This is a genomic window from Pseudomonas sp. IT-P100, assembly GCF_949767185.1.
Taxonomy (GTDB): Bacteria; Pseudomonadota; Gammaproteobacteria; order Pseudomonadales; family Pseudomonadaceae; genus Aquipseudomonas; species Aquipseudomonas fluorescens_B.
Genome location: NZ_CATKQK010000011.1, coordinates 658473 through 671196, shown reverse-complemented (window position 1 = coordinate 671196; position 12724 = coordinate 658473). Strand labels below are relative to the sequence as shown.

Genomic DNA, 12724 nt, shown 5'->3' with positions numbered 1-12724 from the left:
CATTTCAAAAACATCTTCTCTGACGTTCTACCAACCAAAAATCCCTACTTCGAAATACCGTCATACACCTGTTCGCAAGTCACTCCGCGCCCGTGGCTTTGATCAGCATAGACCGCCAGATTTCCCGATCTCTCGTCAGAGCGCTTGAGCAAGTCGGCGAGCACCAGGGCGGCACGGGAAGCTGCCTTGCTTGCGGCGGCAGTGCAGGAATGGCCGCCGGCTTGACTGGCTGCGAGTCGAGCGGCAAGGGCGTCGGCTGCCCCGCGCAGGCTGTCAGCAGAAGCGCGAGCAGCGACAGCATCAGCCGTGGCTTGATCGATCGTGCGTTGACCATCTTGGATCGCCTTGTTGATGGAGAGTTGACGGGCTTGCTCTTTTGCTCGCTCGGCGGCTTCGTTTGCGGCGAGAGCCTTAGCGTCCAATGTGTTTCGGTCATTCCACCGGACTTGCCATTCAGCATCCTTTACCGACAACCCATGGTGATAGATGCCAAATGCCGCACCGAGCACCAGCAGCACCGCGGCTATATAAGGAAGGAGTCGCAGTAGGAGCGGATTCATGGCAGCACCTTCATAGCGGTTTCGTAGAAGGCGAGGCGTTCATCAAAACCATTCAGGCCGCCATTGATGCGGCGAGTGACCGTTTTGAGGTCGCCGATATCGGCCGGCGCGTTCAGGTTGCGGGAATTCCAGTACCACGCCGCCGACTTGCAGGCCCACTCGGCTTGCTCGAGCAGTTCAGGCGTACGCAGTAGGCGGTCATCGCCGAACAGTGCCTTGCTGCAGGCGAGGTAGTTGTCGTGGCCCGTGATTTGAATCAGGCCGCGACCGCGGTACTTCTGGCCGTCGCCGTCCGCATCGGGCGTGTTGCCCAGCCGTTTTGCCAGCGTGCCCGTGTCGTACTTGCTAAGGTACTGGTCGCCGCCGAGCTCGCGCACATAGCGGAACTGGCCAGACTCATGACCCACCTGGGCAATGAACGCCGCCATGCGCAACCGGGTGTTGATCTGGAAGCGCTCCATGGCCAAATTCAGCGCAGACGCAAAAACGCCCGCTTGGCTGCGGGCGTTCGGGAGTATCTGCAGCAACTGCTGCTGAGTAATGGGCATGGTGAACTCCAGGAAAAAAAATACCCGCTCGATGGCGGGTGGCAGTGATCCGGATGATTGAGGTCAAGGCATCATTCAGTAACCGGTGACGTCCAGAATCAGAAAGCTGTAGTTGTAAAACTCATATGAAAGAGTTGGCTGAGTGCCTGGCGTGGATGACGCGTTTATTGTGTCCAGCGTGTATTGCCATGATCCGCCTGAGCATATCCCCCTGCCACCCTCTACCACCACTGTGACAACTGGCTGGCCCTGGCTTACGGTTCTCCTCAGCCAAAAGTAAGGCCGCATCTGGACGGCCACAGCGATAGTCTTTCCGCTCACGCTGCCGCTGATAACATCTCTGCGGCCTAGGGCGCCAGACCTCCTGTCTAAAATTTTCATGTACCTGCGCTCGGAGCTGTAGGCGATGTTTCCGGTGGCCGGATTACGTACCCGCAGCCCTATGATTCCGCCCGCGCCGCTACTGGTTGGTTTGGGCGTGCCAAAAACGTAATAGTTTATGGGCGGGGATATGCCTCCGGACACGATGGCGTAAACCCTGCACACGGTGTCGCTAATCATCACTGACCAGCAGGAATATGCCCCCGCCAGCGCTACGACAGGGAACAGCTCTCCGGATGGCAAAGAGAAATCCGCGTAGCGCCCTTCGGTCCCTCCTGACGTAAGGTAGATGGTCCCCGACGCCACGAGCTCGAAGTTGCTGTAGTTGGAGTCGATTTGCGCCGTACCTAACGCCCCTTTTACCCTGAATCCTGCATTTGCCATTTACTAAACCCCGTAGGTTATCCAGCAGCCGACCGGCAGATTTCCTGTGCCGGTTCCGGGGAATGACCACGACAAGCCTGACAACGAAGTGACGATCAATGGCGCGGGCGTAGGTCTGATCGCGGCCTGCTCAATCACCAGCGGAATAGCCCATCCGGTGCCGCCTGCAAACTCGGGAACGCTGATGCCGCCCGGACCTGTCCCCGTGTAGACGCGGCCAATGATGCGAGTAATCCTATCGGTGATCTCAAGGGTTACGACGCCCGTAACCCTATCCCTGATCCTCAGCCCGACAGTCAACTCAGCACCCCCAATTCCACCACCACAACATTGGTTGTCGTATCGGTGAGGTAAAAGCCCTGGTTGTTGAGCTTCAACCTGTACCCGACGCCAGTGCCGTTAAACTTCAAGGTGCCACTCTTGTCGAGCTGCCAGCCTTTATCGTTTTCCACGTAATCGGCCGATTGAATGACGTTGCCAATCTTCGCGTTCGTGATGGAACCGTCCTCGATAAACGCCGCCTTGATATAAGCGGTGTTGTTCTGGACCACGAACGGGTAGAAGATTTCTGACGCATTTGGATCGACGATCGCAAACCGACTGGCCGCGATCAGCACCTGGCTGGTGATGATCCCCTCGTCGTTCTCCACGCCCACACCGATGCCAGCCAGATAGGGTTTCCCATCCACGGTGAGCTGGGTCTTGATGCTGTACATCGCCGCCAGTTCGGACTGGATCTGCTCGATCAGGACAATCGAGCCATCCCCCGCCTCGATCTTCTCCAGCAGCATCTGGCTGAGCTGGGTTTCGGTGATCTCGCCATTCAGGTAGTCCAGAATCGGACCGGCGTCCGCCGAGGACTGACCAAAAACCGGGCCGAAGAACGCGCCCACGTTGCCGATCCGATCCACTAGGCGCGCCCAGAAGAAGAACGTTTTGCCGGAGGCCAGGCCCATGATTGTCAGGTCGGTCTGCGGATAGGCGTAATCCCCGAACTTGATGGCCTCGGCGATCTGGTTGGTTTCGCTGTACCAGATCTCGGTGCGCTGCAGGTCGGCGGTGCTCAACTCCTGGGGGATACCCCACTTGAGCTTGATGCCGAACACAATCGACTCGGCGGTGAACGATGAAACCACTGGCGGCGGCGTAGTCTTGCCGTTCAGCACCGTCTCCGCGGAAGTCGCGAACACCGATCCGATGTCGAGCGAGTTGATTGCCCGGACCTTGGCCACGTAGCGGCCGGCATAAATCCCGCTCACATCGATCGAGGTTGTGCCGGTGCGGCCCGCAAAGATCCAGTCCCCATCGTTCTTGCGCCAGTAGACCTCGAAGGCAATCGCGCTTGGCGGCCGATCCCATTCGATGGTCATCACGCTGATGGAGCTGCCCTGGTCGACAAAGTGGTCGTTGCTGACGGTGACTGTCGACGGCGGGCGCTGCACGCTCGGCGGAATGACCGTAATCGGTGGTCGCTCAATGCGGGTGCCGTTGTCGATAGAGCCGTATTTACTGGAGTTGTGGCGGACCGCGCTGATCGTGAATTTGATTTCAGAGTCCGAGAAGTCTTCCGCGACGGACATGACGCGAAACTGCTGAACAGCCAGGGTCGGCGAGTCAATCGCCCACATCGAATGGCGCGGCGGCAAGTCGTCGAGGTCTTCGGTCAGCACTACCTGTTGCACTTCAGCGGGGAAGCCCGTGGTGTCAAAGGTGACATTGCCGTTATCCCAGGTAATGCCGGTGCTGTCCCATGTCAGCGGATAGCCAGAAGACTTGATGATGCGCGAGACCGCTTTGCCGTTGGGCATGATCAGCGTGATGGTGTCGCCCGGGTAGGCCGTCACGTCAGCATCAAGAACCAGGGTGTCGAGTGTCGACGAACGCAGGCGGCCACCAATGCGACGGCCTGCCCGGTCATTGTCAGCGATTCGAATGATCTGCCCTGGGCGCGCCAGCGTGCCGTCCAGTCCCACCGAGAAGCCAACACTCTCCGTCTCCAAGCGGTTGGTGAGCAATGCCCACTTGCCGATGCGGTGCGCTTGGGCTTGGGACGTGCAGCCGGTGGCGGTGATTTCAGTCTGCTGGATACCGTAGCGGGTGATCCCTGCCTGGTCGCCGACGTACTCCACCTTCTGCCGGTAGAAGTCGGTCGGATCATTCCAGCTCACCAGGGCGACGGTATAGCGCGTCTTCTTAGCCGAGCCGAAGTAGCCGAACTTCCCGTCGATCACGTTAGCGTTCGAGTAGGTGTAGACCGGGTCTTCAGGAATGTCGGCCACGGCCATGACAGAGCCGGCCGCCCAATAAACCATGCCTCGGAAGGTGGTGGCCAGATCCTGCAGCACCTTCAGCGCATCGGCTCGTACCGATAGATACAGGTTGCAGGTGAATCGCGGTTCAGTGCCGCCCTTCCCATCAGGCACGGGCTGATCGCAATACTGGCCGATCCGATACAACTCCCACTTATCGACCTGGCCGGCGTTCAGCAGATGGCCAAGGCCATAACGGAAGTGGAGCAGCAAGTCGTAGAAGATCCAGGCAGGGTTATCGGTCCAAGCACTCTTGAAGCTGCCGTCCCAAACTCCGGTGTAGACCCGGGTTTCCGGGTCGTAGTTGTTCGGCACCCTGATGATTCGGCCAAACAAGTCAAACGAGCGCGAAGGAATCGACTGAAACTGCGAGGCGTCGAATTGCAGGCCAATAAGGGCTGAACCCGGGTAACGCAGTTTCGCGTCGATGACCTCTGTGATGGCTTCGACGTTGATGGTGTCTGCGATCGCGCCACTGGTGGAGTTCGGAGTCAGACGAACAACACGCACCGTCCAGCTACTGCTGGCCTCGGGAAGGTCAATGCGGTGAGACCTTTCGTACTTCGTTGAGGTTTTGCCAGTGAAGGCTGGAGACAGGATGGGAACGAACGGGCCGCCGTCAGTCGACAAGTCAATCCGATAGGCAACGGTGAAGCCGCCAGTGTCGCCGTTTGAGGTATTGGTCTGAGCCAGGCGCGGGGTGGAAAGCCTGATACGGACTGCCGACAACTGCAGGTTGCTTAGGGACCGTACCCACGGCTGGCTGCTGGTCAGTTCAACACCAATGGCGGTTTCACTTTCAACAGCAGGAAAGCCGGCGATGTGCGTTTGATCTTGGCTACCAGTGCGAGCGTCGAGCGTCACGCCGCTGAAGTTAATGCTGCCGTCAGCATTCGCCAGTGTGGTTTCGTCGAGAAAAACCGAGCGCATGCCACTGGCCAATCCGCGGATCTCTCCTTCACTTACCAAATCCAAAATACGGGCGTAGGCGATGCTTTGAAGGCTATCCGGAGCCTCAACTGAGGGGCGCGGTTTCGACTCCCCACCTTTGCTGCCGGCGATGGCTAGATTGGTCATGGCTTTCCTTCATGCAAAAAAAAGCCCGCTCACGGCGGGCACTTCGAGATCAGGTTTTTCAGGCCGCATCCAACCCCAGTGTCAACTGGAGCTGATCGCGCCAGTACTCGACCTGGTGAACGAGTCCTGGTTTTTTCCATCTGAACTTAGCGAGTTCTTTACCGCTAAGACTGGCGACGGCTTGAGCCTCACCAAGCATCTTGCATGCTCTATCAAACTGCTGTTTTTCGTTCAGCTCACCGCGTAACAAGGCGTCGATGTGCAGGTCGCACCAAACAGAAAACTTCATATCCAGCCAGCGAGCGAAAACAACAGCTAGCTTTGGATGAAGCCATGTCCCGGGAGCTTTACCTCCGCGCGAAGTCCTTACCAGACCAAAGTGATCCTGAGTCACTTTGGTTTCGAGACCTAACGCCTCCGCCATAACAATCATGTATAGCTTCGTCTCATCTTGCTTGAGCCAGTCCACTGGTCGTTTGCTGAAACGCTTGGCGACATCAGTCGCGTTGATCCATCCGTCGCTATTGAAGCGGACAGCCTGGCCTTCGTAGTGAAATGGGATGACGTTGTTCATGGTGAGCTCCTTCCGCCTGAGTAAGATGTGCAAGCAGGGGCGTAGGCGGAGCGAAACCGACCCTTTTCGGTAGCGAACCTAGCCTGCACGGGGTATCCCCAAAGGGGATTCGCGGGCACAAAAAAGCCCCGAGACGCAGGAGGCGTTCGAGGCTTTGGCATTTCGTTGGGCACAAAAAAAGCGCTCAAGGCGCTTGGGATACTTCTGTCACATCATCGGGAAAGATTGTCATTTCTCCCTCCGTTGTGTCTAGCACCTGATTAGACGCGGGTTTCAACAGGCACAAAAAAAGCGCCTTCAGGCGCCCTACTTACTAAAATGTCCACAATGGCTGAAAAGTACGGCCAAAGGGTCACGCAGTCAAGCGATTACATCTGATCTTCGGAATAAATCCCAGCACTGATCACCGCGCTGCCGACGATCATTCGACCGTAGAGAAGCGGAACGCAGCCACCTTGAACGCTCGTGTTCACGGCTCCGTTGAAGCTGTAACTGGGGCGATTGTTTGGACTGTCTTGAGTGCCGAGCCCTTTGGCTTGAGGGCTCAGCATTTGAATAACGCCCCCAGCAACGAGAGCAATCCCAGGCGCCAGTGTCGCACCGTTGGTGAATGGAGAAGCAATGATTAGTGCGATTCCAATGATTGTCTGTAACAGCCCTGCTCGCTTGGAGCCGGCGATTACCGGAACGATACGAAGTACGTCGCGGCCCGTAGGTTTTGCAAGATCATCTTCTGAAAGGTTTTCTTTCCCGTTGAATATGGCGTATCGAAGACCTTTGCTTGAGGTTTCCATCATGTGCCGCTCAAACCCGGGAAATTGCTTGAAGTAGCCCACTACATCTTTAAATCCCGAGCCGGTAGTCATTCGGTGTCGGCGCCCGAATTTTCTGCCCAGAGACCCCGATAATAAAACGGTTTGCATTTTTTCCGCCGTTGCAGCCATTCGTAGTCTCCGAACATAAAAAACCACCAAATGGTGGTTAGTAAGAAGTTGGCGTGATCGTGAATCCGCCAGTTTGATCACCCAGTATTCGAAACCTCTTCACGACTCCAGGAGTTAGAGTTGCATTGACCTCTCTTAGTGCCACTGACGAAATTGCACAAAGCCCATTTCCCTTAGGGTCAGACCCCATTCCCAGAAGACGCTCTCCAGACGGCACATAGAATTTTGCTGTTTCGCCCGGCGATAGTCGTGCGGACAGTTTTCCATCAACAAAAAAACCAAGATGACAGCCCCCGCCCATCATCAGTCCGCTATCGCGAGTAACAACCACTGTCGCGTCATTTTTTGCGCTCTTTTCTTGGTACTGAAGAAGTCTTTCAACTGGAACAGCCTTGGCATTTTCCGACGATAAAGGCGAAGTCGAACACCCTGTGAGCACCGCCAGCGCGAACACGCCAATCAAGATCCGCATGTCATTTCCTCGTTTGGTTTGCCGGGACTGTTGGACTGGGCTTTGTATATACCCTGTAGCTGAGTGGAATTAATTTTTGTAATTACGTAAAAGACGCTCTGTCCATTCGGAATCCAGCAATGCCAATCGTTTCTTGTCCACACCAATCCAGCGTCCAAGGCGTCGGTATTCAGCATGCTTGAGATACCGTACTAAACGCCAAGCACTGAAGAAGCACCATCTGCTTCTCAGCCGATAAAACTCGTGCTTAAGACGCTGCCTATTCAATCCTCCGGTGGACCGCTTTGCATCTGCTGCACTTGCAATATCTGACGGCGGCAAATCTTCAAGACGCGTCGCCTCCGCCCATAGCATATCGATAAGGATTAGCCCTCGCCGGCGAATTCCATCGTGATAGATGAGCCAGTCTTGCATGTGATTACGAAGATCAATATGCAACCTCTCTTGTTGATCGGGACCAACCAGACCATAGTAACTGGAGTTTCCACGCCCATCCAAAAGAGATCGTAGAGGGCTACTATGTCGCAGAAATTCTGTTCCAAAAATTGGGTAAGCGTCGCTAATTCTTATTTGCCCCTGCAGTATTCGAAGCGTCACATCGCTCAATATAGAGCTGATTGTCCGCACCGCATGAAGCGCCCAGATATCTTGCGCGTACACACTGCTTTCGTTAACTGCATTTTTAAAGTTTGTTAACTCTTCTTTTCCAGCAACCTGATAGAACTCACCGGGTTCTCGGCCTAGAAACACTACTGCCGCCCATTGGTTAGCACTCTCACTCCACCGACGACGATAGACCTCAGCTAGATCTAATCGTTGCTGCCGGCGCTGCGCATGCAATACAAACAGCTGTGCCGCTCCCACAATTACCAGCAGGCCTGTTGCCGCTGCTGTTAATACCGCCGACCATTCCGTTTCCGTCATTCACGTTGCTCCATCGAAAGGCTGTGAAAGGGTAATGGGTTAAGGCAGCAGATGCTAGCGAAAGGATATCACCGCCAAGCCTCACAGCGATTTGTGCCTCCAATTGCTGACCGTGACCTCCGCAAAGTAACCGCCGTACACATCGCGCTTGCTGTCCCGGTTGTACAGGTGGTGCAAGATCGAACCGGGCGCTGGGTAGTGCTCCGGCTCGGTCTTCAGCACGCCGTCGGCTAGGTAAATCGCGGCATGGTTCGGCACCGGTGAGCGGATCTGCATCAGCACCAGGTCTCCATGCTGCAGGCTCGAGACTTTCTCGAAGCCGGCCGAGGGCAGATTCTCCAGATAAAGATTTCCGCCCTTGTCCCACCAGCCATCTTCGCGCTCGTAGTCACCTAGATCGATGCCCATCTCGCGCCGGTAGAAGTCCAGGATGATGCTCAGGCAGTCGTGCACACCATGGGCGAACTTCCGGCCAATCAAAGGAGCTTCGTAGCCGACGGGGGCAAAGCTCACCAACTCACCGGCGCGCACCTGGTCGTCGTCACCTTTCCTGACTTCGAGAATGTGCCAGGACAGACCGGATGCTTCGCAGGAAACCCGGTCGGCTTCGCTCGGCGCCGCCGGATAGTCCGGGTGACTGTGCACGACCGCCAGCACCGGGCCGCGGTCCTCTGCCGCTGCATAGTCCTCCGGCGCCAGCCTGAAATGCTCGCTGGGCGTCGAAGCCGTGTTGCGGCAAGGGATATAGATTTCCTCCCGGCCTTCTCGCACCAGCAGCCCGCAACATTCCTTCGGATACTCGGCCAAGGCGTGACGCTCGATCGCAGCGCGATTTGCTTTGTTCATGGTCAGTTCCGAATCAGGCCGGCGGCCGGGAATGAGCCGTACGGCAGAGGGTTGTTTTCGCCGAAGCGCAGCTTGCAACTGGTCAGGCGCCCGCCACATTTGTCCTTGGCTGCGTCCGTGACAACGATGTCGTTTTCATCAGCCACCGGCGGCCCGTTGTAGCCACAGTAAGGACCACGGTATCCGCCGCAGCTAAGCCACCAGCAGACGTTGGCCACGATCTGCCGGCGCGGCAGCTGCACGCCGGCGAAGTCCAGCGCTGTGGCTAGCTCGAACTGGACCGTTTCGTTGTCCTCTGCAGCTTTTCGCTCGACATACCAGATATCTGGCGGCAACTCTTCGTCGGGATCCGCCTCCGGCTGACCATCAAGGTACTTGCCGAGCGTGCGGTGGCGAATCAGCTTCGCCCCCACCAGATCCTCGAAGTACAGGACCAGCGCCGTGATGAAGCCGCCGACGTTGCCCACGGAAAGCGTTGGTGTTGGCTGGGCGCCCTGCCCGGTCATCTCGAAGCCCTCAGCCTTGATTGGCCACGGCGAATACTCCTCGCCCTGCCAGAAGATCAACGACTGCTGCGGGTAGCCGTGGAAGCGGTACAGCTCGGCGCCCAGCATCGTGGCATCGAGCTCAAAAAGCTCCACCCACGCGCCAGGCTTCAGCGTCTGGATATCGGCCGTGATCGGCATCGTGTTTCCTCAAAAAGAATTCGCCAAAGGCGGTTGGCAGATCAGGAGGTTTGACAGTTATGGGATGTGAGCTAAGTTCATCGAAACTCAGGAGATCCTATGAACAACGCCGATGAAGTGCAGCTTTCCAAACAGTTAGTGGATGCTTTCGACGCCCACATAAAACCGTCAAATATTCCGCGGTGGATCAGATGGCGTCATACCGACGGATCGAGTGACATTGTGAGCGTCATGAATTTGAAGCTCACAGCTGTGGGACCTTTCGTCAAAATTGAAAATTCGCAATCGCCATCGGAAGTCTGGTTAATACGAGCAATCTATATCGACTCGATCAGCACAAAAGAATTGAAGCCGAAGCTTTAGCAGAAGTTCAGCTCGGACGAATCGGTCGCTTCGTGAGGTCCGGGTAGTCGGGATTGCCTTCCTTCCAGTTACGCAGCGCAATCCAGTAAGCCTTCCATTCGGCTTCCGTACCAGGTAATGCGTCGGGGTCCTCAAATTGGATTGCAGTCACATTATCCTTGGCGATTGGCAACTCAGAGTCACGCCACACGTCTTCCGCACGGCGAAGCTGGGAAGGGCTCGCTGTCCATCCGGGAAACAGCCAAACTTGGTCGGCGTATTCAGGCGGGTTATCGCCAAGATTAATCAAGCCCACATCATCAGGGGTTGCGCCATCGCCAAACCCGCCAACGTAAATACCTTCAGTTGTAATGTAGTGGGCAGTCATTATGATTTGCTCGCTTTGACTCGGAAGCGCCAGTTGGCAGGAGTGATTACACCGCCCGCGTTAGTCGTGGCGTTCCACAGTTGGATACCGTTACTGATCACTCTAATGTTGATGTTTGTCGCTGTTACGTACGTCTGGAAGCCGTAACCGGTGGCTCCCGACACGGCAAATTGGGTCGGCCCCATAGGTAGTACAGAACCCGCAGCGTAATTACCTTCCGTGATCACACAAATCAGGTCAACAGAGACACGGCTGGGTGCGCTACCAAACCCGTGAGATAGGGTGACAGTCCCGCCGTTGGTCCAACTTTGATCTCCTGACGTGTACGCGTATTCCAAATCGGTTATCCGGCTGGATTGCGCCGTAACAGTTCCCGCCAGCGCCATTACATCAACGCTGCCGATGTTCGTTGCGGTGTTGGCTGCGACGGTGCACCAGATAACCGTTGCGCTGACTGGGCGGGTTTCGGCGCCTACTCGCGGCGTTCCGTTTGTGCCGTCCGTGATGGTGCCGCTACTGGCAACCTGCGGCCCCGTACGAGCCGAAAATCCCGAACTAAAATACCAGCCGGCAACAGTAGGCCCGGTGCCACTCGGCGCGGTTAGGGGGAAAGGGTTACTGCTCGCACTGGTGGCGCCATGCTCATGCCCTTGAGACTGATCTAGCTGGAACAACCCCGGTGTACCCGCCGAGTTCTTGCCGTAGCCCCGAAGGAACGCCGCGGCAGGCGTATTGCCGTCCGCGTGCTTGCCGTTGGTATCGGGCATACGGAACGTGGTTGTGCCATTGCCCTTGGACGGCAGCCCCCGGCTCAAATACGGAGATGCCAGCCACACCGAGTCATCTACCGCGACGGAGGCGTACAACGCCCACAATTCTGGGTAGGTAGCTCGATCAACGATCTGGCCGTTTTCGGGAAGCAACCCGCCGGGAATGCTCGCCTCGGACAGTTTCCAAGCAATGGTTTGACCGATGTACGCGCCGCCGCTGGCGCCGCCTTCAGTCGCGATCATCTTGCCGGTGCACCGCCAGTTGCCGCCGCCCAAGGAAGTGAACTGCAGTACATCGCCTGCCGCCGTTGTGATGTCCGCGCCTTTGGGCAGAATCAACGACGCGGCGTTGTGGGTCAGCGTTACTGCCCCGGCGAACACCAAAGTCCTGACCGCGCCGCTCGCGATGGAATCGAAGCCGGTGATGCCCGTTGTTCCCGTGATCGTGATCGTGTTCGCTGCGGCGGCGCCGATGGCGGGTGTCGCAGAGCTGGCTAGGGAAACGATGTCGGCGTTGTTCAAAGCGCCGGTCAGCTTTCCACCGATCTTGTCGAACTTTCCTGAGATCGTGGATACAGCAGCGCTCACTTGCGCCTGCAATTTGCCAATACCGGAAAGTACGCTGTCGGTAGCAGCCACGGCTTCGTTGAGCGACGTGCTGAGGCCAGTAAGCGTAGTTGCCCGGACACGCGCGGCGGTATGGTAGAGATTGATCGACCCTTCCGGCACCTGGTCGGTAGAGCCTGGGGACGAAGGGATCATCACGTAGGCAGTACCACTCCAGCGATACTGCCGGGTTGGGTTGCTTGGGCTGTCACCGGCGTTGATCGCGATGTAGATCTTTCCCGTCTCGCCTTCTGCCGGGAAGTCGGCCAGGGTCGGAAACTCCAGCACGTCGTCGACGTAGCTCGGCAGTTGAGAAGACGGGACTACCCCCTCCACGAGCTGAGCAACAGTCACCCCCACCGCACTACCGGGAATCGCCTCATCAGCTTTCGCCTGGGCAGCTGCTGCATCTGCGATACCCTGCTCTGCTGCCTCCTGCGCCGCGGCGGTGCGGGTATCAAGCTCGACGAAGTTGGCGTTGATAGCCTGTCCGCCCGACCGCAACGACTGGCCATTACCATCGTTCGACGCTCCGCCAATATTGATTGGGACAATGCTCATGGGTGGAATGCCTGTTCGAAGGTTGCGGTCAGCATGTAGACGTCACCGCCTGCGTGCCGGGGCTGGTATTCGGCGCACTTGAAAAGCGCTGTGTCCCCCAGCGGCTCAGTCCAGTAAAAAGGGGTCGCGCCTCTTTGCCTGTCGAGGAAGGCCGCGATCTCCCTGATCCTGGCCTTTGGACCCGAGAAGGTCAGTGGCCACGACTGTGTTTTGTTGTTGATACCGTCCTCCGCGGTCTGCTCGTAGCCATCGCCAAATTTGGCAGACTTGGTGCGAAAGGTGACCGTGCCGGCGGGCTCCTTGTTGGGCACCCAGGTAAAAGTTTCCGTTGCCATGCTTTTCCCCGGCAAAA

At 57.0% G+C, this 12724-nt stretch carries 14 protein-coding genes; 1 reads left to right on the top strand and 13 read right to left on the bottom strand.

All coding sequences use genetic code 11. From position 1 onward, the window contains the following. Window positions 1-44 precede the first annotated feature (44 nt). The 10 genes from ACM6IQ_RS11465 to ACM6IQ_RS11420 all read right to left on the bottom strand — a co-directional run bounded on the left by ACM6IQ_RS11465 (window position 45) and on the right by ACM6IQ_RS11420 (window position 9705). Complete coding sequence (locus tag ACM6IQ_RS11465; RefSeq protein WP_414878796.1) at window positions 45-560, bottom strand: DUF2514 family protein; 516 nt, start codon at window positions 558-560, stop codon at window positions 45-47. Continuing rightward, window positions 557-1108: a glycoside hydrolase family 19 protein gene (locus ACM6IQ_RS11460; protein WP_414878795.1), complete on the bottom strand. Its 552-nt coding sequence runs from the start codon at window positions 1106-1108 to the stop codon at window positions 557-559. Before ACM6IQ_RS11460 ends, ACM6IQ_RS11465 begins: the two co-directional genes overlap by 4 nt. 75 nt (window positions 1109-1183) lie before the next feature. After that, window positions 1184-1873 (bottom strand): hypothetical protein, encoded by a 690-nt coding sequence (locus ACM6IQ_RS11455; protein ID WP_414878794.1) that lies wholly within the window; start codon window positions 1871-1873, stop codon window positions 1184-1186. Window positions 1874-2169: 296 nt separating this feature from the next. Beyond that, a complete protein-coding gene (locus ACM6IQ_RS11450) occupies window positions 2170-5259 on the bottom strand; it encodes a phage tail protein (RefSeq protein WP_414878793.1) in 3090 nt (1029 codons plus the stop codon). A 58-nt stretch (window positions 5260-5317) separates the two neighbouring features. Beyond that, complete coding sequence (locus ACM6IQ_RS11445) at window positions 5318-5833, bottom strand: KilA-N domain-containing protein (protein WP_414878792.1); 516 nt, start codon at window positions 5831-5833, stop codon at window positions 5318-5320. Window positions 5834-6201: 368 nt separating this feature from the next. Then, complete coding sequence (locus tag ACM6IQ_RS11440) at window positions 6202-6777, bottom strand: tail assembly protein (RefSeq protein WP_414878791.1); 576 nt, start codon at window positions 6775-6777, stop codon at window positions 6202-6204. Window positions 6778-6814: 37 nt separating this feature from the next. Next, window positions 6815-7249, bottom strand: a complete 435-nt coding sequence (locus ACM6IQ_RS11435; RefSeq protein WP_414878790.1) for a hypothetical protein — start codon at window positions 7247-7249, stop codon at window positions 6815-6817. A gap of 69 nt (window positions 7250-7318) precedes the next feature. Then, window positions 7319-8173 carry a hypothetical protein gene (locus tag ACM6IQ_RS11430; protein ID WP_414878789.1) on the bottom strand — a complete coding sequence of 285 codons (855 nt, stop codon included), beginning with the start codon at window positions 8171-8173 and terminating at the stop codon, window positions 7319-7321. A gap of 81 nt (window positions 8174-8254) precedes the next feature. After that, entirely contained in the window at window positions 8255-9019 is a 765-nt protein-coding gene (locus ACM6IQ_RS11425; protein WP_414878788.1) for a C40 family peptidase, read from the bottom strand. Window positions 9020-9021: 2 nt separating this feature from the next. Next, window positions 9022-9705: a phage minor tail protein L gene (locus ACM6IQ_RS11420; protein ID WP_414878787.1), complete on the bottom strand. Its 684-nt coding sequence runs from the start codon at window positions 9703-9705 to the stop codon at window positions 9022-9024. Between the two features lie 99 nt (window positions 9706-9804). On the opposite strand from ACM6IQ_RS11420, the gene ACM6IQ_RS11415 reads away from it, so the two are divergent. Then, window positions 9805-10068, top strand: a complete 264-nt coding sequence (locus ACM6IQ_RS11415; RefSeq protein ID WP_414878786.1) for a hypothetical protein — start codon at window positions 9805-9807, stop codon at window positions 10066-10068. A gap of 7 nt (window positions 10069-10075) precedes the next feature. On the opposite strand, the gene ACM6IQ_RS11410 is transcribed toward ACM6IQ_RS11415, so the two are convergent. The 3 genes from ACM6IQ_RS11410 to ACM6IQ_RS11400 are packed head-to-tail and all read right to left on the bottom strand — an operon-like array spanning window position 10076 to window position 12707. Continuing rightward, complete coding sequence (locus ACM6IQ_RS11410) at window positions 10076-10435, bottom strand: hypothetical protein (protein ID WP_414878785.1); 360 nt, start codon at window positions 10433-10435, stop codon at window positions 10076-10078. After that, window positions 10435-12372: a hypothetical protein gene (locus tag ACM6IQ_RS11405; RefSeq protein ID WP_414878784.1), complete on the bottom strand. Its 1938-nt coding sequence runs from the start codon at window positions 12370-12372 to the stop codon at window positions 10435-10437. Before ACM6IQ_RS11405 ends, ACM6IQ_RS11410 begins: the two co-directional genes overlap by 1 nt. After that, window positions 12369-12707: a phage tail protein gene (locus ACM6IQ_RS11400; RefSeq protein WP_414878783.1), complete on the bottom strand. Its 339-nt coding sequence runs from the start codon at window positions 12705-12707 to the stop codon at window positions 12369-12371. Before ACM6IQ_RS11400 ends, ACM6IQ_RS11405 begins: the two co-directional genes overlap by 4 nt. Between the last annotated feature and the right edge of the window lie 17 nt (window positions 12708-12724).